The 25,832-nt window shown below is 55.7% G+C and carries 14 protein-coding genes; 3 read left to right on the top strand and 11 right to left on the bottom strand.

The genetic code is table 11. From position 1 onward, the window contains the following. Window positions 1-461 precede the first annotated feature (461 nt). Together H6G13_RS12420 and solA are read left to right on the top strand one after the other, a co-directional pair. Window positions 462-2,081 (top strand): BCCT family transporter, encoded by a 1,620-nt coding sequence (locus H6G13_RS12420; RefSeq protein WP_190483558.1) that lies wholly within the window; start codon window positions 462-464, stop codon window positions 2,079-2,081. A 154-nt stretch (window positions 2,082-2,235) separates the two neighbouring features. After that, complete coding sequence (gene solA, locus H6G13_RS12415; RefSeq protein ID WP_190483523.1) at window positions 2,236-3,393, top strand: N-methyl-L-tryptophan oxidase; 1,158 nt, start codon at window positions 2,236-2,238, stop codon at window positions 3,391-3,393. Here the strand turns inward: solA and H6G13_RS12410 are convergent. Then, complete coding sequence (locus tag H6G13_RS12410; RefSeq protein ID WP_190483522.1) at window positions 3,375-3,536, bottom strand: hypothetical protein; 162 nt, start codon at window positions 3,534-3,536, stop codon at window positions 3,375-3,377. The genes solA and H6G13_RS12410 overlap by 19 nt on opposite strands. A gap of 43 nt (window positions 3,537-3,579) precedes the next feature. Between H6G13_RS12410 and H6G13_RS12405 the strand changes: the two genes are divergently transcribed. Next, on the top strand, window positions 3,580-4,326 hold the full coding sequence (locus H6G13_RS12405) for a GntR family transcriptional regulator (protein ID WP_199305870.1): 747 nt from the start codon (window positions 3,580-3,582) through the stop codon (window positions 4,324-4,326). Window positions 4,327-4,568: 242 nt separating this feature from the next. Here H6G13_RS12405 and H6G13_RS12400 read toward each other — a convergent pair whose 3' ends face one another. The 10 genes from H6G13_RS12400 to H6G13_RS12355 form a co-directional block, all read right to left on the bottom strand. Next, window positions 4,569-4,817, bottom strand: a complete 249-nt coding sequence (locus H6G13_RS12400; RefSeq protein WP_190483521.1) for a hypothetical protein — start codon at window positions 4,815-4,817, stop codon at window positions 4,569-4,571. Window positions 4,818-4,933: 116 nt separating this feature from the next. Further along, entirely contained in the window at window positions 4,934-12,544 is a 7,611-nt protein-coding gene (locus H6G13_RS12395; protein WP_190483520.1) for a choice-of-anchor L domain-containing protein, read from the bottom strand. Window positions 12,545-12,831: 287 nt separating this feature from the next. Further along, entirely contained in the window at window positions 12,832-13,197 is a 366-nt protein-coding gene (locus tag H6G13_RS12390; RefSeq protein ID WP_190483519.1) for a nuclear transport factor 2 family protein, read from the bottom strand. Window positions 13,198-13,337: 140 nt separating this feature from the next. Beyond that, window positions 13,338-14,201, bottom strand: a complete 864-nt coding sequence (locus H6G13_RS12385; protein ID WP_242028287.1) for an AraC family transcriptional regulator — start codon at window positions 14,199-14,201, stop codon at window positions 13,338-13,340. Window positions 14,202-14,614: 413 nt separating this feature from the next. Further along, window positions 14,615-17,737, bottom strand: a complete 3,123-nt coding sequence (locus H6G13_RS12380; RefSeq protein WP_190483518.1) for a response regulator — start codon at window positions 17,735-17,737, stop codon at window positions 14,615-14,617. 68 nt (window positions 17,738-17,805) lie between these two features. Further along, a complete protein-coding gene (locus tag H6G13_RS12375; protein ID WP_190483517.1) occupies window positions 17,806-20,193 on the bottom strand; it encodes a cache domain-containing protein in 2,388 nt (795 codons plus the stop codon). Window positions 20,194-20,251: 58 nt separating this feature from the next. Further along, entirely contained in the window at window positions 20,252-23,155 is a 2,904-nt protein-coding gene (locus tag H6G13_RS12370; RefSeq protein ID WP_190483516.1) for a cache domain-containing protein, read from the bottom strand. A gap of 193 nt (window positions 23,156-23,348) precedes the next feature. After that, on the bottom strand, window positions 23,349-24,464 hold the full coding sequence (dctP, locus tag H6G13_RS12365) for a TRAP transporter substrate-binding protein DctP (protein ID WP_190483515.1): 1,116 nt from the start codon (window positions 24,462-24,464) through the stop codon (window positions 23,349-23,351). A gap of 114 nt (window positions 24,465-24,578) precedes the next feature. Next, a complete protein-coding gene (locus H6G13_RS12360; RefSeq protein WP_190483514.1) occupies window positions 24,579-25,022 on the bottom strand; it encodes a chemotaxis protein CheW in 444 nt (147 codons plus the stop codon). A gap of 29 nt (window positions 25,023-25,051) precedes the next feature. After that, the gene (locus H6G13_RS12355; protein ID WP_190483513.1) at window positions 25,052-25,408 is read right to left on the bottom strand and encodes a response regulator; all 357 of its coding nucleotides are present in this window, start codon (window positions 25,406-25,408) and stop codon (window positions 25,052-25,054) included. Window positions 25,409-25,832 lie beyond the last annotated feature (424 nt).

Below are 25,832 nucleotides of genomic sequence, written 5' to 3'. Positions count from 1 at the left end.
GTAACAACCGTATCAAGCGAAACAGTTTCACCGTTCAGTAGATATTATTCTCAGCGTCAATAGAGTTTGCTAAGTTCTGGCCTTAGGCGGTCTGATTTCTTGCAGCTTAATGGACTAGTCAGCTTCTGCAAGAACGCTTTGAAGCGAAAGCTTTGCCAAGTTAAGGACATCAGTGCCTGTAACACTTCTGTTATAGGGCATCTCAGTTCTTTGATAAGGCTTCTGCCTTTATTCAAAGGTGAGCAAAATTAGACAGCAATAATTAATGATCACAAAATATCAACTCCGCTAATCGAACTGAAGCTTTATCTGGACCCTTAAGACAGGTGCTGACTAACCTTTGCAAGAATGAGTCGCTGACCAGGGATGTTACGGACGCTTGTTGATCTATTACGAACTTGTTAACTCATATGACTTCACCAGATTCAGGACAAAATGGCCATATGGAGCATCCCTTCGTGATGCCAGCTCATGCGCCTACCCGCCATAGCCTTCGCCGTCCGGGCGATCGCAACCTCACGACCAAAGGGTTTGATTTTCACCCTGAGGTCTTCCTAGTTTCCGGGGGGCTAGTTTTACTGTTCGTGTTGTTTACGCTGATCTTTCAAGACCCAGCCGCATCGGCTTTTGGGGCTATTCAAGCCTTTATTGCAGGCACGTTGGGCTGGTTTTTAATCTTAACTGTCAGCTTTTTTCTGATTTTCACGATTTACATTGCCTTCAGCAAACTCGGCAATGTACGCTTGGGCGGTCCCGATGCTCGACCAGAATTTCCCACCTTTGCCTGGATTGCCATGCTGATCAGTGCTGGCATGGGTATTGGCCTCATGTTCTGGAGCGTTGCTGAGCCCATTTATCACTTTCAAGACCCACCGGCAATGCTGGGTACCATTGAGCCTAACTCTGCTTGGGCTGCCCAGCAGGCGATGGCGATTACGTTCTTTCACTGGGGGCTACACGCCTGGGGAATCTATACTCTGGTGGGCCTTTCCCTGGCCTTTTTCGCTTTTAATTGGGGCCTACCGCTCACGATTCGCTCTGTATTTTACCCTCTCCTAGGGGAGCGCATCTACGGCTGGCCCGGCAACGCTATTGATATTTTGGCGGTGGCCTCGACCTTATTTGGCTTAGCAACATCGCTGGGGCTAGGGGTGCAGCAAGTCAACGCAGGCCTGAATTTTCTGTTTGGCGTAGAGGTGAGTACGCCGATTCAGGTAGGGCTGATCGCCATTATTACTGGGTTTGCCACCGCTTCTGTTGTGTCTGGCTTAGGCAATGGCGTCCGCCGCCTCAGCGAGCTCAACATGATTTTGGCGGCAGCGCTGATGGTGTTTGTCCTGCTGGTAGGGCCAACGGTGTTTATCCTCCGCTCTTTTGTTGAGAACTTAGGTTTTTACGTCGCTTCTCTGCCGATTATGAGTTTCTGGACTGAATCGTTCTCAGGGGCAGGCTGGCAGAGCGGCTGGACTGTGTTTTACTGGGGCTGGTGGATTTCCTGGTCGCCCTTTGTCGGCATCTTTATTGCTCGTATCTCTCGGGGGCGCACTGTGCGGCAATTCATTCTGGGTGTGCTATTGCTACCTTCGATGTTGACCTTTTTGTGGATGTCGGTGTTTGGGGGCACAGCGCTAAATATGGAGCTAGGCGGACTCAGCGGGGTGGTGAGCGATGCGGTGGCTGAAGATGTGGCAACCGCCCTGTTTGTCATGCTGCAACAGCTACCGCTGACGGGCATTACCTCCTTTTTGGGTATTGTGCTGGTGGTGGTGTTCTTTGTCACCTCGTCCGACTCGGGGTCGTTGGTGGTCGATAGCTTAACCTCTGGCGGCAAGTTAGAGTCTCCGGTTCCCCAGCGGGTCTTTTGGTCCGTCCTTGAGGGCGTTGTTGCGGCGGCTCTCCTGCTGGGTGGTGGGCTGTCGGCGCTGCAAACGGCCTCTATTACTACCGGGTTGCCCTTTGCAGTGGTGTTGCTGATTATGTGCTACAGCATCCACAAAGGCTTGCACTACGAGCACGCGGTGGTTAACGAGGGGCAAAAGCTTCTCGAAACTGAAGCCGCTGAGCAGGCGGTCGTCCGTTAGCGTTACAGTCCAAAGCTGAATTTCAGCATCTCGGTTGACCGCAGAGAACCCTCAGGGGTGCAGCGTGCTGCACCCCTGCCAATCGGGGGTGTGCAAACAATGATTTATTTGTTTCGCCTCTTCTATCTAGTTCGTTAGGAGTCTATTTATTGTTATGGGGCAGCATTTTGATGTGATTGTGATTGGAGTCGGCGGCGTTGGCAGCGCGGCCGCCTATTATTTGTCAAAAGCTGGGAAAAAGGTGCTGCTGCTTGAGCAGTTTGAGCTCAATCATCAAAAGGGTAGCTCCTACGGGTTTTCTCGAGTCATTCGCTACACCTACGACAACCCCGTTTATGTTGACCTGATGCGGGATGCCTACCCCCTCTGGTTTGCGCTGCAGGAGGAGGCTGGCGAATCGCTGTATGTGAAAACCGGTGGCCTCGACTTTGGCTTTCCTGATACCGATACCTTCCAGCAGATGAAAGCTAGCCTGGATGCGTCGGGCCTGGACTATGAGCACTTGGATAAAGCCGATATCGCCCAGCGCTACCCTCAGTTTGCCCTGGAGGATGGCATGGAGGGGCTATTTCACGCCGATACCGGGCTGCTGAGAGCTTCCCGCTGCGTCTTGACCCACATCCGTTTGGCCCAGGAGCGTGGTGCGACAGTGATGGATCAGACGCCTGTACGAGCGGTGATGCCCGTCCAGAGTGGGGTAGAGGTGCGCACTGACCGCGAAACCTTTAGCTGCGATCGCATCGTCCTCACAGTCGGCAGTTGGGCCAAGAGTCTACTGGCCGATCAGGGCATTAATCTGCCGCTCAAAATCATGCCCTGCCAACTAGGGTTTTACCAACCCGGTACCCCTGCTGACTTCGAGCCGGGCAAGTTTCCGGTTTTCTTTGCCCACATGAACGGCCCTTATGGTGAAATGCCCTATGGTATTCCCCACGAAGACCCCAGTATTGGCCTCAAAATCACGACCTTCTATGGGTGGGATACCGTCGAGAAACCCAGTCAGGTCGACTACACCCCCAGCCAGGATTGGACAGAACGGATTCGCGATTTCGCCAAACAATACATTCCCGACGCCGCCGGGCCACTGATATCTACCCGTCGCTGCCTCTACACCCTCACCCCTGACAAGCAGTTTGTCGTTGACCAGCATCCAAATCACCCCCAGGTGGTGATCGGAGCGGGCTTCTCTGGACATGGCTTCAAATTCACGACATTGATGGGCAAAATGCTAGCCGATTTAGCGATAGACGGTTATACCCCCCACGACACCAGCCTGTTTAAGCTGGCCCGGTTTCAGCTGGTGGCCGCATAGGCCGGATTGGCTGGGCTGCGTTCTAGCGGCCGGGCTGAGGCAGTTGAGTCTTCAGCCCCATGGCTCTCCGTCTCCCTCACGATTGGCAATAGTCGCCCAAATTGCGCTGCGCCATTGAGGGCTGGTCCTCCTGGTCTTTTCAACTCCTCAGTTCCTGATAAGATTACAATCCGGGATCGGCAAACAATGACAGTCTTTATGGTTCCTAGTGAGCAAAAAACCGGCAGTCAGCCGCTGCACATTGTCGTCTCAGAGAAGCTGAAGGAAAAAATTGAGGCGGGAGTATACGGACCGGAGGAGCGGTTGCCCAGTGAATTTGACTTGGGTGTGCTCTTTGGCGTCAGCCGCACGACGATTCGTAAAGCGATCGCCAATCTGACTCAGCAGGGGTTAGTAACCACCCAGCGCGGGCGAGGCATCTTTGTGACCAAGCAGCACAAGATCAGCTTTTCTATGGCCAATCCGCTGACGTTCTTCGACTTGGCCATCGAGCAGCAAGGGTATGAGAGTAGGGTACAGTCGCTGCAGTTTCAACTCACCCAGCCAACCGTCGAGGTGGCGCGCAATCTTCAACTAACTCATAAAACCGCCGAAGTCTACAGGCAAGAAAAAATTTACTACGCCGACGATACGCCCATTGCCCTAGATGTGGTCTACTACCCCAAAGCTACTGGCGCAGCCCTGGGCGATCAGCTCCAGCAGGGGTTTACCTATAGCACTCTGGTTAGACACGGTATTCTTCTCAACGCGGCCACAGTCAGCCTGAACAGCATTCCGGCCACCTACGAACTCAGCGATTACTTGTCGGTGCCCCTGGGTATGCCGCTGCTGGTGTTTAATTATGTGGCTTACCAGGGCAATCGCCAGCCCGCTGTCTGTGGTAAAACCCTATCCCGTTCTGACTGGACCTGCTACACCGCCGAAATTGGGTAGTCCTAAAGAGGATGGATAATTTCTAGCGCAAGCTGCAGTGATGAAAGCTGAGGTGTTAGCGCTAGTATGCTGCTCGCTAGATTACCCATGCCCCTACACCCCTTTGCTGCTCTGGTTGTGCCTCGAAAAAGGTTGTCAAAAACGGCAGAATTCACAATGGTAAGCAAAACCATAAGTGCAACGACTGCGATCGCATTGTCCCTGCCCTGAACAAATCCAGTCTGGCCCGAGTTTGGCAGTAGTCAGGTTCCCAAGCTGATCTCCTGGAAACCCTTAGGATTGCGAACTAGGTCCTGCGCCATCACCGCCAACTCTGCCCGCGTCGAAACGGTACTAAGGGCAGGTAGCAGCAGCACGGTTGGCCCCTCACCTACAGTTTCATAAATCACCTCCAGCGTTTTGCCCTGCCAATCCCAGCTGTAGGTTTTTACAGTTCCTCCCAGGCGTGAAGATCGCTGAAATACTGCCAAATTGGCTACTTGAGCAGTCATGACCCATATCTCCTTAAATAAGCGCGTGGATTGAGAGTGCAAGCAGTGGCCTCAGTCATCCTCCAGACGCTTTGTGGCAGCGATGACTGCTCATATGGTGTGGCAGGTGCCAGGCATCAAGTCTCAAGTGCCCCATTTTGAACAGTATGGGTCAGCTCTACAAACCCAACGCCTCGAACCTCTCTAGTCAGGTCGTCAGCGGTAAGAAAGCGGCCATCAAGGAAAGCGGCTTGGTGCAGTACTGGGTTGGGATCAAGGCTGCCCAACCGCAGATCTAATTCGTCTAGAGCGGCAACTGAGTTGTTAGACATGGGTGCAGCCAAAAGGGTGACGAGTTCAGCCGAGGCTAAACCTTGAGCGGCCACCAGCGGTAGCGGAGCAACCTGTTCACCAACCAGAGGCGTGTTGAAATCTCGCCCTAGCAATCTATCTCTAATGAAATCATTGTCCCGAATCTCAAGGGTCATCTCAGGAATAGTCAAGCTGTTGTAGCTGGGGTCTGTACTCTGGGTGGCAAAGGTCAGCAGGCCGCTGTGCAGATCGGCTTCGTTAAGGGTGTCGTCAAAAGCGGCCACGGTGACGGTTTGCGCGACCAGCGCGTTGTCGGGAGTAAAGGTAAGGTTAGTGGGCCTGCCCGCGCCCTGGCCCAAATCAAGCTGCCGGTCGGGGGTGATAGTGATGGTGACGGCTTCCTGGGGGACGGATTCCAGCACTACCTGGAAGGGGTAGGTAGTCCCTGCTTCGGCAACAAAAGGCCCAGTAGAGTTGGAGGGAATGATGCGCACTTTGCCCAGAGGCGTTTCCTGGGTGCCGAAGGAGCCCGCTCTGAGGAAGACCGCCGAGTCTTGCCAGCCGTCGCGCCCGTCTCTGACCTCAATCTCTAAGGTGTTTCTAGAGTTGGGGGCAACGGAGCCCACAAAGGTCAGGACTTGAGTAAAGCCGTCGAGCTGGGTAGGGGCGTGAACGGAGCCGGGTGAGTCTACTCGGTTGTCGATGAAGTCGGGGTGGTAGTCGCCAAAGGCGTTGGGCACCAGGGTGTTGATGTTGACGGTCTTGCTATCGCTAAGACGCGCCAGGTTGAGGCCGTTGAGCTTGAGGCTAAAGGCGTCGTTGAAGTCGCTGCCGCCGAACTCGACAAACTCCTCAGAGCCAAAGACAAATTGGAAGTAGACTTGCTCAACGCTGCTGTCGGCGCTGAAGTTAAAGGAGAGCTTGGTCTGATCGCCCGCGATGCCAGGAAGGCCCAGGTCGGTGCTGAGGCTCTGCTGGCCGTTGATCCGCTGGGTAGAGGCGGAGATGCTGCCCGCCAGAGATTCGCCGTTGTTGGCGGCTTCGCCCACGTACAAATAGAGAGGGCCATCGGGCAGATCGGCCTGCTTCAAGTTAAAGCCGACTTTGCCGCCGTCGCCCAAGCTGAGAAAACCGGTATCGCTACCATCAAAGTCAAACTGGCCCAGGGTTGCGATCGCATTATGCACCTGCCCATGCAGTGAACCCGCCAGATCTAAAGTGCCGCCGCCCCGCTGAGTGCCGGGGGTGAAAAATGTCCCTAGCGAGCTAAAGTCAAACAGATCCAGGCCGGGAATGTCGTCAATGCTGCTGGCGTTGTCGATTCGCTCCGAGCTGATTTTGATGCCCGCCAGGTCAAAACCACTGCGGCTGCCGCCCGCGCCGCCGACCCCCAAGCCACTGTCGGCAATCGTCAAAGACTGCAGATCAAAGCCTATCTGAGAAAGATCGGCGCGGAAAATCCCGGTGCCGGAGGAGCCGTTTTTGCCGGGATTGACGAAGTCGTCAATCGGTTCAGATCCCCCTGGCACCGTAGGCGAGACAAAGCCCAAATCCTTTTGCGCGCCCAGATGGACGAACTTGAGCGGCACGTTGGCCTCACCGATCAAACCGCCATCCTCCTGGTTTTGCCCTACCAAGTCCTGCACTCTGCCGGTGCTGAGCACGATGCCCGAGCCCAAGCCAAAGGGGTCATGATGGAAGGTACCAAAAGCTCTGGCGTCCCCCGTTGACTGCACCTTGGTAATTGTCAGACCACTGGTGTTGCCCAGCAAAGTGTTGACCAACGCCGCCGCATTGTTCTGCTGGCTAACGGTAAAGGTCGCCGGGGACAGATCAGCAAGCTTAGCCGCAGGCAGATCGATTTTGACAACCCCGGTGGTCGCTGGGGCTGGAGAAATCTCGTTGACTTTGAGGGTCGTCTGATCTGGCTGAAGAGACGCCTTCGCACTACTCTTGTGCTGGGTCAGCCCCAGCCGTTCTCGCAGCGGCTCCTCAATCCCGACAAGGGTAATGTCACCAGGCAGCACCAGGGACTTACCGGGAGGGCTAACCTTATCATCGACATAGCGGAAGTAGTCAGCGCTCAAATCCAGGTTGATTTTGCCCTGTACCGTGCCGATTAGCTCCGGAACAGACGCCTTGCGATAGATCAAGGTGTCCTGGTTTTGAGTTTGAATCTGGTAGTCGCTGGCCTGACCGTGGAGCTGAATAATATCTCCCTCAGCAGCGTTAAAGTCGGTGATCATCGCCTGACTGGTGCTGCCTGAGGTGAGGCCATTGCCATCGTCGTAGTAGACGAAAAGGCCGTCGCCCAGCCAAAACTGATCGGCTCCCGCACCGCCGGTGTAGATATCGATCTCGGCTTCGGCAGGGAAAGGTACCTTGCCAAAGTCAATGCCGATCAGTACATCGCCGCCATCGCCACCGCTCAGGTCGTCGTTACCTTTGCCGCCTACCAGGAAGTCATTGCCGCCATCGCCAAATACCTGGTCATCGCCAGAGCCGCCAATCACCAAGTCGTTGCCCTCTCCACCGCTGAGCGCGTCGCTGCCGCCAGCTCCGTAGAGGCCGTCGTCGCCGTCTTGACCGGAGAGTTTATCCGCATAGCTGCCGCCGACTAGCCCATCGTTTTGGCGGGTGCCGGTGATGTGAAACTGCTCAATGCTCTTGAATTTGACTTCGTCGAGTAGCGCATTGCCCGCAGCATTAAAGCGGTAGTAGCGGCCACCGTCAGAGGCATTGGTGGGGCTGTTAAGCTGGGCTAGAATGCCGCTGCCCGTGTCGTCTGTGGAATAGTCTAAAATCAGCAGGTCTTGGCCGTGAATGGGGTGCTCTCCCGACGAGAAGCCGTCGAGACCGCCATCGATATCGTCGAACCCAAGACCGGGTGCGATCGCATCATCCCCCTTACCGGTCTTAAAGATATTGTTGACCCGACCTAGCTGGGTGATCTGGTCATTTCCCTGTCCCGTTTGTAAGTCTTTAAAGACCTCAAAGCGGTGGATCATCGAACCATCACTCAACACCAACAGCTGATCAGGATTTTCAACAGTCGGGTCAGTGCTGGTCAGAACGATGTCTTCAAATCGCTGAGCCAAGTTGCCCGAAAAGGTATCAATACCCGTGCCGCCATCGATCCAAAAAGTAGGCCGCTCCGCTCGGTCGGGGGTATAAAAGATACTGCCGAAAGCATCATTCAGGTTAGTGACCTGGTCGTTGCCGTCATCGGCATAGATCAAGTTGTTGCCCTGCCCGCCAAAGACCTTATCATCCCCGATTCCGGCCACCAGTAAGTCATCTCCGGCCCCGGCGCGAATCGTGTCGTTGCCGCCAGAACCAACCACCTGGAGGTGCTCAATCTCGTCAAACTTAACCGCCCCAATGAACTCACCAGAGCCTGCCTTACCGGTTGTGTAGTCGTAGCCGCCGGATAAGTTGGTGCTGGCGCTGCTGTAGTCAAGGATTAGGCGATCACCCCGACCATCCACTTGATCGCCGCCGTTAACATAATCAGTGCCAATGATCGCGAGACCCGGGTTAATGTCGTTACTAACCTTACTGCCCCGCAGATCGTCTGCAGCTTGCGTACCGAGCAGGTTCTCCACGCTGCTAAAGGTATCGCCCTGAGCATGGCCGCCGCTGGCCTTGTTGGTTGCCAGGTTAACCGTTACTGCCTGGGGCGAAGCGCTGTAGTCTGCCCAGTCTCCTCCAGTTCCCCCATCGAGAACATCAGCCCCAACACCGCCTTCTAGCGTGTCGTTGCCTCCTTCGCCGCGCAGCGTATCATTGCCCGCCAGTCCCTGAAGGTGGTTGCTGCTGCTGTCTCCTGTAAAATCGTCATTAAACAGCGAACCCCGCAGGTTTTCAATCGAACTGCGCGCGGTGGGATTGCCCTCGCTGTCGCCGGCCATGGCCAGCCGGTCGCCCTCCGCATGACCGCCTTTACCCGCGAAGCTAAAGCCTGTTAGAACCGGGTCAGCGTTGAGGTTGACCGTCACGCCCTGAGGTGAGCCGCTGTACTCAGCCCAGTCTTCACCAAAGCCGCCATCGAGGGTATCGGCTCCGGCGCGCCCCTCCAGCACGTCATCGCCACCCGCCGCGTGGAGCCAGTTATCCTCCGCATCACCCCGCAGAATGTCGTCGTACTGAGTACCCTGCACATCCTCTAGATTAATCAACTGGTCGCCGTCGGCATCGCTGCCGCCGCTGAAGACTTGGCCTGTTTGCAGATCGACTTCGACTTCGGCCTCCATTTCCATATAGCTGGTGCCGTCGGTGCCCGCACCACCGTCGAGTGTGTCTGCTCCGGCTCCGCCGATCAAAAAGTCATCGCCATCACCACCGCTGATGGCATCGTCGCCGCCGTTGCCGCTGATGATGTCCCCAATCTCCGTACTGTTGCTGCCAATAATCGTGTCGGCAAACTGCGAGCCAAAGATTTGCTCAATGCTGATCAGGGTGTCGTTAACGCCCTCGCCAGAGGCTTGCTGGGCAATCATGTCGATGGTGAGGCTGCTGGCGGCGCTGGCGTAGTCCACCGTATCTAGGTCAGCGCCGCCATCGAGCACGTTGGTACCAGCGCCGCCTGAGAGATAGTCGTTGCCGTCGCCACCTAGGAGGGTGTCATTGCCGCCTGCCCCCTCGATCACATCGCTGCCGTCGCCTCCCTCTAGGGTGTCGTTGCCCTCGCCGCCGTAAATCTCATCAAAGCCGTCACCGCCCTGAATATCGGCATCCGACAGCACACCCGTCAGGTCGATAATGTCGTCCCCAGCGCCCGCGTCGCCTGAGATTAAGCTGATGTTTTCGTAGGTCCAGCTCGCGCCATAGGCTTCTATGCTGATGGTTTCGTTGCCAGCAATACCCGACACATGGCTGACGATGAAGACTTCGTTATCCTCAATGCCGGTAATACCGGTCAAGTTGCTGGCCGCTGTGCCGATGCTTAGGGCAGCCTCGCCGCCGTTGCCTACAGTGGCCTGCTGGTGGTCTTCGTCGGAGGGGTCACAGCCTGCTCTAAAGTCGGCAACGGTTTTTCTCGCCAGGGGAATCTTCTTCTCAATGCTGAAGCGACCAAAGCCAAAGCCCACAATCAGCGACAGCCGCACATCAAACTTTCCAGTGGGCGTCAGCAGGCAGCCTGGAGGATTAGCAAAGTCGGGCACGTAGGTTCTGCCGTCGCCATCTTCATCTTCCAGTTCCAAAAAGATCTGACCGATGAAACCACCTCTGGGTTCGATAAAGACTGGCCCCGCCGTCAGCCGCAGGCCACCCTCGATGCCGACCCCAAGCCCCACCAAGAATTCTGCATCCTCGTCAATGGGATCTGGGGCATTGGTGGCAGGCGGGGTGTAGAGGTAAAAGCCGTTAGCAATCAGCTCCGGTTGAGTGTAGCCGCTGTCTAGAAAAGCCTGCAGCCCAGTGGTGTCGAAGCCAAAGCCAAAGTTGGCCGCTGCGCCCAGGCTTTCGGTGAGGGTCAGCGACAGGGGCGGAAAGGCGGGAATGCGAAACTTCTGCGTAGCGCTTACTCCAAACCCCAAAGTCGGCATTTCAAAGTTGAAAATGTCTACGGGCTGACCCAGGAGCAGCCGAATCGCATTGGTCGGGTCGCTCAGGATCGGCAGCTCCAGCCGGGTGCCGCCACCGATGTCTACCCCCAGATCGCTCAGCTGACCCACAGCATCTAGACCCTCGCCGAGTATCTGGTCAGTCAGGGTGTTGTAACCAAAGTCGCCCAAGGTAATGGTCTGGCCGCTGATAGAAAGGCTGTCGATCACCTCCAGGATTTCCAGCACGGTAGAAACGGCTTCAACAAACTCCTGAGATTCTTCGTTGTACTCCCCACCAAAGGCAGCAAAGAGGATGGGAATAAATTCGATAGTGGTCTTGTTAATGATGGGAAACTCGAAGTTGAGGGCGTCGATGATGGGCTCTAGCGGCTCCAGAATTTGGTTGATGCCGTCCAGCACTGGCCCCAAGAAGTTACCTAAAAGCGACCCCGCATCCACCGTGACGCTGTTGAAGGAAACCGTTGGGTTGAAGGTCTGTACCCCGTCTAGAGTGGCATTGAGAAACTGCCAGTCCACCACCAGGTTGGTGCCAATGCTGGGCAGCACGGGCAGCGTGGTGCCGGTAGACACGTTGGTGTTGAGACTGGCGCTGCCGCTGAGAGACGCCTCCAGGGTGTTGCTCAAATCCGCAACCTCAGCCAGCGACAGGCGCGTGTCGGCATCGCCTGAGTCCTGCAAATCCAGACTGAAGTTGCTGGTGATGTGGCTGCCGTTGTCGTCGACCTCTACCTGCAAAAAGCCCAGGGTGCCTGTGGCTGAGAGATCCGGCACGGTGGCGGTTAGATTGAGGGTAAGTTCGTCGGCAGCAGCGGTATCGACATAGAACCCAGTGGCAGTCATACCCACCTGCAGGTTCCAGCCAAAGCCCACGCCCAGCTGAGCGTTGCCATCCACATCAAAACTAAGGCCGGGAATGCCTAGGTTTAGATCCAGGCCGGTGCCCGCTAACTCAACGATGTCTCGGTTCAGGGCTAGGTTGAACTGGAGTTCATCGGCGGTTTCGACTACTTCCAGGGTTTGCAGCCAGCCCAGACCCTCTGGCCCCAGCGCCTGCATCAGGGCCTGCTCCAAGGTTTCGGTGGTAAGGGTGTCTAGGTTGCTAAGGTGGGTTGCGATCGCATCGCGCATAGCCGCCACAAAATCCACGGCGCTGTCGCTCACCTCCTGTAGCGCTGAGCCAATCAGCGGCAGGTTTTGGGCGTAGACCACCTGGTCAATAGTGGCTTCTAGGGTGTCGAGGAAACTGTCTAGGCCCGCCTGAAACTGATCTAGGTTGCCGCCCGCGTAGGGGTCGGCCTTTTCTATCGCAACAGTTTGGCTGCCCAACATCAGCGTGGCGGTATCGTTTTCGGCCTGAAGCGTGGCTAGCGCTTGGGGGCTGAGCGCTAGCCCCTGCACCTGAGCTGCAAAAATCGCGCCTTCGTCCCCAGGGGTATCAGCCAGATTGATCTGGGCATCAACGGCGTGACCAATCTCCTCTAACACCACCCGCGCAATGGCTTGTGAATTTGCTGCGTTCGCTCGAATAAAATCTGAGGAGAGGTAAATCGTTTTCAGGCTGCTAGAGAAGGCTCCCTTGGCTCCACCGAGCTCGGCTCCGGCGCGAATTTGAAGGGTGGGAATCTGAGAAAAGTTGCCTTCCTGCCAAGCTTGATGAAGCGATCGCAGTTCCGATGAATTTGGTGGGTCAGAACCCAACTGATTAAAAGTTGGAAATAGGTCTTCAAAGCGGCTTTCTTGAGTCCAGGCTTGAAGCGTGCTAAGGGCTGTTTCAATTCCTGTCGAAAGGGCCTCTAAGCCGGGGGCATCCAACAAACCATCGCTATAGTCAACGGCCAGGAGGGAGGCTGCGTTGGGGGAAGACATAAGTTGCTCCGGGTAAGCGTACAGCGCGAGAACGATGAAAAGTTCTCTTTGCTGCTTACTCAGAGCTACTGCCAAAGTTTTATGGAAATGGCAAATTTAATTTACAATTCGCGGTCAAAAAATATTGCGATCGCGCCCTCAGGAAAGAAATGCGATCGCAAGTTGGCATCAGAGTTTAGATTGGCATTAAGACTCTGGCTTAGAGCCCACTGCTTGTGTGACTTGCAGCGGACCGATAGTTAGTGGCGCTCGGTCCGTAAGGCGCGTGGTGAGTCTGCCGGAGTGAACTACGGAAGCGAACAGATCTCCATGCCTTGAATCAATCTATGCTCGACAGTGAAACGATGTCCCACACGCTCATCGGCAAGGACCGTTCCAGCCAGGTCGCGCACGACCTGATGCACCTCGACTAAGATGCGCCCGCCACTCTCTGGGTGGAAAGCCACTGGCTCCACATGCCCATCGATCTCGCTCCATTGCTCCGTCCAGTAGGCACGGACTTCCTCTGGTCCACGAACGAAACCGCCCTTAAAGGCACGCGGCCAAACCACGTCAGCACTCATGAGGGCAAGGGCGGCATCAATGTCTCGCGCGTTGAAGGCGGCGTAAGCTGCGTGCAGCAGCTCGATTTCTAGTGCAGGTTGATTTGACATAAAGTAGAGGATTGAGGATAAAAACAGTGGCTAGCTATCGTAGGTCACTCGGACTATCTGGAGTGTCGCTAGTTCCAAGGCTCCACTTCTTTCAGATTCTTAGGACAGTTTGTCAGATTCTTAAGGTGTTTCTTTTCGTGTTAACGAACTTGCTTTGGCGTCATTCCCGCGAATCGCTTAAAGTGTTGCGTTAAATGGCTTTGGCTGGAGAAACCGACTTGTAAAGCAATGTCTGCAATCGCTAAATCTGTTCTCTCCAACATCTCTTTTGCCCGTTCCACTCGCTGCTGAATCACATACTGATGCGGCGATATTCCCATTGCCCGTTTGAATAAACTCGCGAAGTAAGTGGGGCTAATATTGATAGTTCCGGCAAGTTCAGCCAGTGATAGATCTCGGTCAAGGTGAGTGTGGATATAGTCGATCGCTTGCTGCAACTGGGAGTGAGTTAAACGTCTATTTTCAGGCGTGATGACTAGCGCAGACTGACAATAGTGTCGTATCAGATGAATTGCTAGCACCTGAGATAATGATTCGACATACAATTGACCCATCATACCGCCTGATTTCAACTCCGCTAAAAGCAGCATGGCGATCTGATGAAGCTGTAAATCCTGCTTACCGGAACAGTCCACGAGGTCGATTCGCTTTGTATCTATTTCAGATGCTTCAGCGGTTTGTCTAATCATCTCTGGTTTTAAGTGAATGTGCAGCGCACAGCAGATGCCTTCGCGCCGACACCAGTACTTCGGTTGTCCAGCAGGAACAAGGACGCTGTCGCCTTTCTGAATGACGGATTCATGCAGGCGATCGTCGGACTTTTGGGTTACAAGGACAGGTTGCCCTAAGGGTAAGACAATCCAATGGTCTGATGGGGCAGGAAATTCAACTTCAAATGAACTTGAAAGATGGTGATACTGCTCAACCAAAATCCCGTTCCAGCTCATTTGCTGACTGGATAACACCGGAGTTGTATTATCAAACCGTTGTCTGAGTTCGCCCAATTGAGGAAGGTTCCTTATCAGTGGATGTCCTGTTTCCCAATCCTAGTCAGGAATTCGCGTATTGTCTCTCACTGTCATCCTACTCGACTGCCAGAATGGCCAAGTGTTGCGTTCCTCAATGAATAACCAATCGAGCCCAAACCTAGGATTGAGGTCAGCTACCGAGAAACGCGACTTACTTTGCGATCGCATTCTGACCGACTCGACTGTCCCCGCCAGATCGCAAATCTAACCGCCGCTTACTCTCAAATCGCACTCTGAGTTATCCCTGCTTTACGATCTCAAATAGTTCGCCGCTGCTGAGGAGGTGGTAGCAGCATGTCACACTGTGCCGACAGCGGCGACAGCCACCAAGGCCAGTCTTTTGGCGATCGCTGCTCCGCTGGCCAATACATGCAACTTATCGGTTTGAATTATTGCATTAGCTCATCAACTTTTTGAAGCAGTTCTGGCGTCGAGAACCCTTTGGTTAAGTAGTCGGTAGCGCCGACTCGGCGGGCTTCTTCAAACCAGTCCTCCGATAGTCGGGAAGAGACCACCAGCACCGGCGTCTGAATGCCTTTTTGACGGCAGCGATCGATGAGGGTGAACCCGTCCATATTGGGCATTTCAATATCGGTGATGATCAAAGCCGGTAGTGGATTGGTCTGGAGCCAGTTCCAGGCTTCTAGGCCATCAGCACAGGTGTGGGTTTCATGGCCGTGGGTAGTCAGACTGGCCTCCAAGCGACGGCGCATCAGAGCCGCATCATCCACAATCAAAATGGTGGGGCTAACGACCGTTTCTTCAAAGTTGATGGGGTCGGTTAGGCCCGCTTCCGCCACAGTTTTCGGTGCAATGTGCAGTCGTTCCACTAGGGTTGGGGCATTGAGTACGGGTAGCAACGTGCCGTCGGGTTGCAGACTCACGCCCATCAGGCCCTCGGCAGGCTGGAGGGGGAAGGGGAGTGGATTAATGATCAGATCGGTCTGCCCCAGCAGATCATCGGCGATTAGCCAAGCCCTACGCCCCCCTAAACTGGACTGTACCGAGACACAGATGGCGGTGTTATCCAGCGATCGCCGGGTGCTCTGGGGCTGCCAGTATTCCAGGAGATCCAGCCCGGGGATGGGACCATCCTCCGTCTCGATCTGCCAAGAATACACGGCATCGCGGTCGTTCACAGGAACGGCCTGCAGCGTCTCGAATAGGGTCGTGGTGCGAATATCTTCGGTGGGAATTGCAAAGCTGCGATCGCCCGCCTGTAGCACCACACAGGAGACCAGCAGGTGGGGCACCGGAAACTGAAGATGAAAGGTTGTGCCGCTGCCCAACGCAGTATCGAGGGTCAGCTTGCCGCCGAGTTTTTGTATCTGAGCCACAACAACATCCATCCCTACCCCCCGCCCAGAGAGGTCACTCACCTGGGTTTCGGAACTAAACCCAGGTTGACAGATCACCGCCAGCAAATCAGCCATTGTGTCGGTCTGGGTAAGCGGTAGACCCAATGCGTTAGCTCGAGCCTGAATCGCTTGGGCATCAATACCGCGACCGTCATCCTCGACATCGAGCTGATAGGCGTTGCCTTGACGCCGCAGGGTCAGGGTGAGGGTTCCTTGCTCAGGTTTACCCAACCGCTGGCGATCGGCCACGGTTTCGATCGCATGGTCAAAGGCATTACGAATCAGGTGCAGGAGGGCAGGCTCTAGACTGCGGGCAGTACCCACATCCAGCTCAATGCGTTCCCCCACCACGACCAGTCGGACGGGCTTTTGGAAGCGGGTAGTCAGATCGCGGAGAATTGCCCGCGCCCGGAAACCCAGATTGCTAAACGGCACTAGCCGACTTTCTTCTACCGTCGTCTGGAGCTTGAGCACGCGACCGTCTAGGTATTGGAGGCTGTCTGCCATTTGCTGGGTAGATTTTCCGGCCTCGGCTCCTAGCTCAGACAACCTAAGGCTGGTTTCTAGCAGCCGGTTAACGGTCGTATAGCCTTGACGATAGCGCTCTAGCGTGGGGCGACTGCCACCCCGCACCGAGATTTTGAAGTTGTCTAGCAGGGCGTAGTCTTCTTGAATTTGGCGCAGTTGGGTCGCGTACTGAACTCCCTCCTGAGCTAAGGCTACCATTTGTAAAATTTGGGCCTGGAGAACGTCATACAGTCCCTGGGTGCTTCTGACCGACAGCAGCGTGTTGATCAAATCTTGGGCAGACTGATCCAGCTTGGCTAGGGGCACTGGAATCTGCACAGTATCTTGGCTAGAGTCTGCTGCTGGGGCGGTCTGGTCGAGGTTTGGAGCTACAGCCGCCGCATCGATTGGCTCCGGAGTTGATACCAGATCAGTGGGAGAGAGGGCTGAATGCGATCGCTCGTCGTCATCCATAGCAGCAGAATCGAACGGCTCAATCACCCAAGTTTGGGCGTTGAGTGGCAACACCCAGTCTTCCACTGTGACGGTCGGCGGCTCTGTGGCTAACTCAGCAGGTAACGCATCGGAGTTATCCTCTACGGTGGTCAGCGGCTCCATCGCCGGGTCAATGGGTTGCGGATCGGCAGTTTCTTCAAAGCGATCCAGATCTAGATCTAGATCCAGACCCAGGCCGTCGAGGCGATCGAAAAAGTGGTCTACGTCTCCTAGCAGATCCCCAATATCGGCAGCAGCAACTTGGGGGTCAAGCCAATTGTCAGCCCCATCCGGGTCGGCAACTTCTGCCGCCAGGGCAGACGGCACCAGGTCTTCACTCAGCATCAGCTCAAAGGCAACCGGCTGCCCAGACTGGCTAGCACAGTCTTTTAAGGCTTGAAACAGTCGGGGCCATTGGCTGCGCCAGATGGGGATACTGGAGTCACTCAAAAGGGTTTCAGCCTGACGGAGCAAGGCCAACCAACCAGCAGAGAAGCCTAAGTCTTGGCCAATCTGGTCGAGCTGATCGATCAGGTGGCGGGCGCTATGAATAATCGATTTGGGTAGGGTACCGGAGGTTGGCAGCTTTTCCAGGGCAATCTCTAGATCCAGCACGACCAGTTCTAGCCCCTGCTGGGCAAAGTCCTGCTGAATCTGTTGTTGCTCAGACCACTGCGGTAAATAGGCCTGCTGTACCTGGTCCCGGAGCTGCTGTAGGCGCTGCAGGGCGGGTTGCGCCTGAGCCTGGTCCTGATTGGCGATCGGCAGCGTGGCCGCGATCAGTTCGCCTGCTTCTATCAGCATATCGTTGAGCTGGCGGTCTTCTAGAGGTGGGGCAGCGGTCAGATGGCGCAGATCGGAGAGCAGGTCTTCGAGGCTGGTGGCAACCTGCAAAATCCCATCGGCCCCTACGGTCACGGCTCCCCCTTTGATCGTGTGAATGACGCGATACAGGGTCTGGATATCTTTGGCCCAGGTTTGAGGCTGCAGCCGCGCCGCCTGATCGAGGTAGGTTTGCAGGCCCTTTTGGGTATCGACCTCGAACATACTGCGCAGTTCCTGCTGCAGTTGCGCTTCCATCAGATCCACAGAATCATCGGCGGAATGGGTGCCGTTATCCGGGGCCGAAGCAGCTTGGTCAGGATTAAGCATGGTGTTTTAGCAACGGAAGAGGATGGTGGGAACAAGCGGCAGGGCGAGATCGATGGCCGGGCGGACTTTTAAGGGTGAACCTCGATCGCATCTGTGGCAGCAGTGGTGGCCGCCACGTCAGTAGCGGCATCGACCTCAGGCGTCGACGGAGGGACTGGAGCATGGGCTAGAGAGGGCAGTTGAAAATAGGTGACATTGCGATCGAGGCTGTGGGCGATCGCAGCCAGTGACTGTGACTGCAGGCAGATAGCATGGGCTTGGGTAGAGGTGGCAGCGGCGACCTGGGCCATTGGCTGAATTGACTCTAGGGTGGTTGCGGCCCTACCTGCGATCGCCTGACTGACCTGGGTCACCTGCTGCCCCAGAGCCGCCACCTGAGCCATCGCGGTCCGAATTTGTTCGAAGGTCTGATTGGCCTGGCTGATACCGGATGTGAGGCTGTCGGCCTGCTGGCTAATGCCCTCCACGTCGTGGTTCAAGCCCGATACCACGGTTTGAATCTGTTCGGTACGGCGCTGTAGAACCACTAGACTTTGGTTGGTTTCGGCGGCCAGGTCATTAACCTGGCTGGCAATAGTCTCAAACTCCCGAGTGACCGCGGCAAATTGGGTGGGGTCTTGCTGTTCAGAGGCGCGGGTTGAAAGCATAGAGGCGTTCAGGGCCAGCACCCGAGTTAGGGAGGCTATCCGCTTCTGGTCTTTCACGAATTGAGTCGCTAGATCGACATAGCTGGTCAGGGTTTGGGTGCGCCCAACCATCTGCTGGGTTTCTCGCTGCAGGCTGCCCACGTTGCTGTTTATGGCGTCCATGTCCTGCTGCCCTTGGCCCACGGCCAGCTGACCGTGTGCGATCGCATCAATGGTTACAGTCACCTGCTGTTGATGGTCTTGGCATAGGGTTTGGATAGTTTCCACCAGCGACTGCACCCGGCTGACGGACTGCACGTGCTGATCGGCCTGGCTGGACATATTGACCGCTAGCGTTTCCACGTCGCCGGCCGACTGGGTGACCTCGGTGGCAATGGCTGATACCGCCGCCAGCATCTGACCTAATCGCTCAATCACCTGATTAAAGGCTGCTGCCAACTGCCCCATCACCGTCGGGTTAACCGCCGCAGTGACAGTCAAGTCCCCCATCCTCACGGATGAAAAGGCGCTCAGGAGCTGTTCTAGCTCGTGCTGCAAAGTCTGAGTCTGGCTGTCTTGAACGGTGGTGCGCTGGTCAAGCTGCTGCGCTAGCTCAGCCTGAGTCTGCTCTAGCGCGGCAAAGGACGACTGCAAGTGTTGGGCTAACTGGTCAATGGCGGTGCTGAGGACAGCCAGTTCCCCTGACCCTGGACACGGCTCCGGCCCCATGAGACGGTGGTTAAAGGCCCCTTGCCTCAGGTTTTCGATCGCCTGGGTGGCGGCTACGATGGGTGCAGCGGTGCGTCTGGCAAACAAGACCAGAGCGATCGCACCTGTCCCTGCCGCCGCTGCCGTTCCCAGCAGCAAGAGCAGCATCTGTTGCCGGATCGGAGCTAGGGCGATCGCCGTATCGGTGGTGAGCAGTGCCCCCAGGTTAGGATCGCCCAGGCCATCGATAGTTTCCACGGGTGCATAGCTGACCAGAGCATGGCCACCAGCAGCCGGGAAAATGGCGGCAGCCGACTGCCGGGCGGCGTGCTGTTCCAGCATGCCGCTAAACGTTTGAGCGACCGTACTGGCCAAATAGCTGGGCTGGCTACCGACCACAAACTCGCCCTCTCCGGTGAAGAAATGCCACTCACTGCCGGTTTCTAAATGGCGCTCAAACAGCGGCGCGATCGCGGCTAGGGGAATCTGCATCCAGATCGCCCCCACTGGCTGGTTGCTGTTGCGATCAATCACCGGGGCCACCAGTTCGATCTGCCCTTGGTCATTAGCCTCTGCATCCAGCGTCGCTACGGTCGTCCGCCGCGACTGCATGGCTTGCTGAAAAAAGTCGCGATCGCCCAGGTTTTCGGGCAGCGGATTGCTAGCGTCAGACTGGACTAGGGGCTGGCCCTGGGGGTCTAGAAAGGCCATGCTGGCGGCTTCACTCTCCGCCACCACCTGATTCAGCACTTCTTTTTTTTGGGCCAATGAAGTCGCCTGACGGCGGTCACCCTCTGCAAACATGGCCAGGCTGGCAACCAGTTGGGCTGCCCGCGAGCGCTCCACGAGCAACCCTCGCATGCGATCTGCCAGCAGCTGAGCCTGTACCAGCTGCTGCTGCTCGGCTTTGCGAATGCCGGCTTGGCGCGTCATCCAGGCTGTCAGGCCACCGATAGTCACCACTGGCACCACCCCTACGGCGATCGCCAACAGAGCCGCCTGCCACCGCAGTCCCAGCCGTGCCGTCGATTGCCCCTGTGGGCCGTCACTTGAAGGATTCCTAACAGGGGTTTGAGGCGTTTGTTCAGCCGCTTGAGATCGAGGCGGAATGGTAGTTGACATAAAATTACCTGAATAATGAGTCAGTAGACTTAGGCAGAGCGATCGGCAAGCCCGAGTCTCACAGGGGGCGATCGGCAGCCCCTGCGGCAGTAGACGCAGCACTGGGGCTGGCTGCTAAGGCGTTGGGGGCCGCTCCATGGGGAGCGGTGGGCAGCTGGAAGAACTGAATAGTTTCCAGAAGCTGATAAGACAGGGTCTCCATCTGCTCCGACTGCAGACGGTTGTCCTGGGTGAGCCCGGCGGTTTGAGTGGCGATGTCGGTAATGGTGCGCACTACTGCCGCCGCTTCCTGCACCGCCTCCACAATGTTTTGGCTGACCTGGGTGACAGCCGTTTCGGCCTCGACCGCGGCCACTGTCACCGTCTGCACATCGCTAAAGACCTGCCGGGATTGGCTAACGCCGTGAGTAAACTCGTCGACTAGCCCTCCTAGCCGCTGCACGTCAGCATCAACGGCAAACACAACGCTTTGAATTTGGGCGCTGCGCTGTTCCAGAGTGGTCAGGCTGTTGTTGGTTTGCTGGGCCAGCTGGCTAACCTGATTAGCAATGGAGCTAAATTCCCGCGCCGCCACTACAAACTGACGGGGGTCGCGCTGTTCGGCGGCTCGAGCGGCGACCAGCGATGCGTTTAGAGCCAGGGTCTGAGTGAGTGAGGCCACCTGAGTCTGATCTTGGACAAACTGATCGGCCAGGCCAACAAATTCTCCCAGGGTCTTCATCTGTTGGATAATGCGATCGCTGCCTTCCTGCAGAATGCCGATACCCGACGTTAGGTTGGTAATGGCTTGCTGGCCTGCGGCCACCGTCGTCTGCACCGCCTGCAGAGAGGCGCTGGTAGTTTCGACCTGGTGGGCGGTTGCCTCGGCCAGGGTCTGCACCTGGGCCGTCAACGTCAGAATCTGGTTTACCCCGGTGACCTGCTTGTCGGCATTGGCCGAAATCAGGCTAGCCTGAGTTTTTTGCTGGTTCGCGCTCACCGTGACCTGCTGGGCCGTATCCGTTACCTGCTTGAGCACGTCCGCCAGCCGCTCAATCAGGCGGTTGAAGGTATCGGCGACCAGACCGGTGGTGCGATCGCTCACCCGAGCCTGAACCGTCAGGTTGCCGTCTTCTACCTCCGACACCACATCCAGCAGATGGCTCACCTCTCCCTGCAGCACTTCGCTCTCAAGCGCCAGCGAAATTAGGTTGGCTACAGAGCCAATAAAGGTTTGCTCCTCAGCCCGCCAGTCGCGGGGGTTGCCGCTGTGCTCACAGCGCAGACTGCCAACCACGGTACCGGTAATCTGAATCGGCACCTCCAGCAGAGAAACGGTCGTGGGGGCAAGGGCATTTTCGGCCTGCAGCTCCCGGCTCGCCGGATGGTCGGCAACATGGGTCACGCTCAGGATTTGGTTCTGGGCAATCGCCGCAAAATAGTCTGGCACCTCGTCAATAGACAGAGCAGTAACGACATCAGCCTTTCTGCTCCCCTGCTGATAGCGCGACAGGCACAGCAGCCGAGTCTGCTCTGGCTGCGTCAGCCAAACACTCACTACATCCAGGCCCAGAGTACGGGCGATCGCTTCACTAAAGGAGGTCGCCGCCGCCTGGGCATCACCCTGAATCAGCGCTTCATGACGGGCCAGATCCGCCAGAACGTCGTTTTGTAAACCCAGCTGCTCAGCATTCTGCCGCAGGGTCGCCAGCAAGTCCTGAATCTGGGCTCCCATGCGGTTCACGTTCATGCCCAGAATGGCCAGTTCATCATTACCCCGCACCGGTACGCGGGCATCGAGCTGACCTTGGCCGAGCAGTTCAACGGCTTTCGCCGCTTGGCTTACCGGTCTGGTAGCACGTCGAGCCAGCACAATCCCCAGCAGTACCGCCGTGACTCCGGTCAGCAGTGTACCCACTAGAATCGTCTGCAGCAGCTGGCGCTGGGGCAAAAAGGCCAAGTCCGTATTGATGGAGGTGACCACGCTCCAGTTCAGGGCATCAAACCCCTGTAGGGGAGCATAGGCATTCAGAAATTCTTGGTCCTGAACCGTCTCGATCCAGGCCTGACGCTGTTTCTGATCGTTAACATCGGAGAACCTGGACAGCAGATCGGCTACAGGCAAACCCACCTGAGGGTTCTCAGGATCGGCGGGCAGACTCTGGAAAATCTCGCCGGAGCTGTCCACCAATCGGTATTGAGTATCTTGTCCCAAACTAGCGGCACGGAGAATAGCATTGCCCACAAATTCCACCGGAATCTTGGCCACGACCACCCCAAGCACTGTCCCTGCAGCATCCTTGACCGGCACCGCTACATAGATAGCCGCTACATCGGCCATGGCAGTCTCTACTGCCACCGGCTCACTAATGACTGGGGCCTGCGTCGAGAGCACCTGCTGGAAATAGGCGGCCCCCTGCTGGTTCACCTCCTGAGCAGAGCCTGTAGACTGCACCAGAACATCGCCATTGACGCTGAATATTCCCAGACTGGAGTAGGTGCGATAGTCCTGCACGAACTGCGTCAGCTCTCGGGTCAACCGCGCGGTGATGGCTGCCTTTTCCCTCGGCTCTAGATCGCTGGCAAACAGACCTGATTCCTGGGTGATATTGGCGACTGTGCTGGCGTTGGCAACGCGCTCCTGTAAAAACCGACGCAGCTGGTCGGAGAGCTGATCTACCCCGGAAATTTCTTCTTGAGCAATCCGCTCAGTGATCGACTGGTTAGCCGATCGGTACGCCACGTTACCGACCACTAACACCGGCAGCACGCCAAACACCGCCGCTAGGACCGTGGCTTTGAAGCCAATGCCGAGTCCTCTGCGGGGCGAAATGGGTTCATTGGGTACTACCTGAAGTACAGGAGCATCGTCTGTTTCAGCCTTCCGACCGGTAACGGAGGTAAATGCGTCATTGTTGGCATCGACAGGGGCATCGACAGGGTAGTCGGAGGCTTCCCAGGTATTTTGGCCAGGGACAGTCATGGTAATTTGGCTCCTGCTATTACGTCGCTAAACCTTGAACAACAATCCAGTTCTCAACCGAATCGGGGCCGGAATCGGGGCCAGAATCGGGATTAGAGCGTTCCAACTAAACACCTATCCGGGGTTTCACTGAGATCGGCCCGCTGGGCTGTATTTGCGTCCCTAAACAAAATGTTTTTTAGGTGGAACACGCTTAGGTATCTGAGAAAATCATCTCGGCAAAGCTGCGCTCGTTAATGCTATTCCACCGATAGATCCCCCCTCGAAAGGCATTCCAGTTGTCGTAAATTTGCCGGAAGCTAGCATCCTGGCCGGCGTACTCGGCATAGAGATCATTGGCGGCCGTGCGGGCTCCTTGAATGATTTCTGGAGTGTAGGAAATCAGCTCGGTGCCGGAGCTAATCAGTCGCTGCAAGGCCTCTCGATTGACCGCGTCATACTCGGCCAGCATCCTGACCTGAGCCTCAAAGGCGGCTAGCTCAATTGCCTGGCGGTACTCCACCGGCAGCCGCTCCCAGGCGACCTGGTTAACAACGAGTTCGTAGGTCGTGCCTGGCTCGTGCCAGCCGGGGTAGTAGTAATAGGAGGCGTACTGGTTGAGGCCCAGCTTTTCATCTTCGTAAGGCCCTACCCACTCTGCTGCATCAATGTTGCCTCGCTCCAGACCCAGCAAAATCTCGTTCGGCGGCAAGTTCTGGGCCTCAGCCCCCATCCGCTTGAGGACTTCGCCGCCCAGTCCCGGCATGCGCATTTTAATCGCCTGCATTTCGCTGACGGAGTTGACCTTGTTGCGGAACCAGCCGCCCATTTGGTTACCGGTGCTGCCAGCCGGGAAGTTGATCACGCCAAAATCACTGTAGATGCCCCGAATCAGCTCTAGCCCCCCGGCTCCATAGAGCCAGGCAATGTGCTGGTGAGGGTTGAGGCCAAAGGGCATGCTGGTAGCGAAGGCAAAGGCTCGGTTTTTCGAGGTGTAGTAGTATCCAGCCGTGTGGCCACATTCAGCCGTTCCAGCCTGCACCGTATCGATAATTTCTAGCGGTGGCGCAATTCCCCCTGCCGGAAAGGCTGTGATGACGAAGTTGCCTTGGGTCAGCTCGCTGATGCGATCGCACATCCGCTGAGCTGTGCCAAAGACAATGTCCAGGTTTTCAGGCCAACTGGTGGCCATGCGCCATTCGATTCGAGGGTTACCACCGCTACTGCTGCTGTTAGGAGTAAATACCTTTGGGGAACTGCTACAAGCAGAAGCTACCCCCGCTCCGATCGCCCCCAGAGTCAACTGATTAAATAGACGTCGGCGTTTCATAAATTAGTCTCACCAAAAAATAGATTAGAAATATATAGAGCTTCAGGCTAGATGCAGCTAGAGCGTGACTAAAGCCGTCTCAATCGGTTTAGGCTGTTGATAGGGCGGGGCAGATCAGACCACCAAAGGCATCCAGCGGCGAGGCTGCCAAAGCTCTGCCGGGACAATTTCAGGATTAAATTGCTCAATCGTCGAATCTTGAGCGAGCTGGACGGCGGTGCAGTTGCCCACTAGCTGATCAATCACCAGAGCAATACCGGCTAGCTGAGAACTGGTATTCAGCTGCACAGCATTAAAAACCTCTCGCGTCACGCCGCTGGCTCCCTCTAGCAAGAACTGCAGCGTCACCAGCGGAACCAGCTGACCCTGAACATGCACAACCCCCAGGAGGCCGGGCTGATAAAAGGGAAGGCTCAGTACCTGCGATCGGTCTACCAGAATCACTTCGGCAATTTCGGTAGCAGGAAAAGCCAGTTGTCGGCTGCCAACCTGAGTCAGAAAGTAGGAGCTATCGGGCAGAGCCAGGGAATCGAGATCTGCTTCAAGAGGGTCCGTCATAAGAAATTAATTAGGAAATGAATATGGATTTAGAGTTTTTGCAAAACCTCTGCCAGCCGTTCTCGACTCACGGGCTTGGTGATATAGTCGTTTGCTCCCGCCCTTTTAAGGCCATACTTAACTTCTACAGGGGTCTTTTTACTGGAGCAAAAAATCACGTTTTGCTGGGCTGTCACCTGATTAGTACGAATCTCTCGCAGAAACTTATAGCCATCCTGTTCGGGCATCACAATATCTAGAAATAGGCAGCTGTATTCACCGGTAGAGAGCTTTTCTACAATGCCTTTTGTACTGTCGACAGCTTCTACTTGATGCCCCATATCCTCAAGCAATGTTGACAGGAATTGTCTATCTACAGCACTATCGTCAACCACTAAAATTTGCATATGTACCTCTTCTTAGGATGTGATATTTCTTAGATATCCAAGTCAAACTTCTAATCAGAATTAAGACATCCGGAACTTAACTAGAAAAGTTTTTCAGAAATTGCAAGAAGTTAAAGCAACAGGCGCTTTAAGCCAAGATTTAATGAAGACAATATTTACAACTAGGTGGCTGCTTATCTTTGACTATCTCCATATCGAAGATTGATCGACACGGAAAACCAGGTCCACCATCAACAAGCTGATGTATGACAACTCAGCTTAAAATTTGCCCCTTCTCCGCAGGCAAAATCTGCTTCTGAATAGAGAGATCAGGGCCAAACTCTCAAAAATGCCTTCTAATAGAAAACCCTCGTAGTATTTTCTCTAAGCCAGCTTTGAATTTTGGTCTATCTAAATCAGCGAGTAGGCTCAATCAAAACCGATG

Origin of the sequence: Pseudanabaena sp. FACHB-2040, assembly GCF_014696715.1 — a bacterium.
GTDB lineage: Bacteria > Cyanobacteriota > Cyanobacteriia > Phormidesmidales > Phormidesmidaceae > JACVSF01.
Note: the sequence above shows the minus strand (reverse complement) of the source record. Positions and strands in the feature narration are given on the sequence as shown.

Bases quoted from the DNA above. Each gene is read 5' to 3' on its own strand.
- dctP (WP_190483515.1), bottom strand. From the start codon at position 24,464: ATGAAACGCCGACGTCTATTTAATCAGTTGACTCTGGGGGCGATCGGA.
- H6G13_RS12380 (WP_190483518.1), bottom strand. From the start codon at position 17,737: ATGCTTAATCCTGACCAAGCTGCTTCGGCCCCGGATAACGGCACCCAT.
- solA (WP_190483523.1), top strand. From the start codon at position 2,236: ATGGGGCAGCATTTTGATGTGATTGTGATTGGAGTCGGCGGCGTTGGC.
- H6G13_RS12375 (WP_190483517.1), bottom strand. From the start codon at position 20,193: ATGTCAACTACCATTCCGCCTCGATCTCAAGCGGCTGAACAAACGCCT.
- H6G13_RS12355 (WP_190483513.1), bottom strand. From the start codon at position 25,408: ATGCAAATTTTAGTGGTTGACGATAGTGCTGTAGATAGACAATTCCTG.
- H6G13_RS12420 (WP_190483558.1), top strand. From the start codon at position 462: ATGCCAGCTCATGCGCCTACCCGCCATAGCCTTCGCCGTCCGGGCGAT.
- H6G13_RS12400 (WP_190483521.1), bottom strand. From the start codon at position 4,817: ATGACTGCTCAAGTAGCCAATTTGGCAGTATTTCAGCGATCTTCACGC.
- H6G13_RS12405 (WP_199305870.1), top strand. From the start codon at position 3,580: ATGACAGTCTTTATGGTTCCTAGTGAGCAAAAAACCGGCAGTCAGCCG.
- H6G13_RS12360 (WP_190483514.1), bottom strand. From the start codon at position 25,022: ATGACGGACCCTCTTGAAGCAGATCTCGATTCCCTGGCTCTGCCCGAT.
- H6G13_RS12395 (WP_190483520.1), bottom strand. From the start codon at position 12,544: ATGTCTTCCCCCAACGCAGCCTCCCTCCTGGCCGTTGACTATAGCGAT.
- H6G13_RS12370 (WP_190483516.1), bottom strand. From the start codon at position 23,155: ATGACTGTCCCTGGCCAAAATACCTGGGAAGCCTCCGACTACCCTGTC.
- H6G13_RS12390 (WP_190483519.1), bottom strand. From the start codon at position 13,197: ATGTCAAATCAACCTGCACTAGAAATCGAGCTGCTGCACGCAGCTTAC.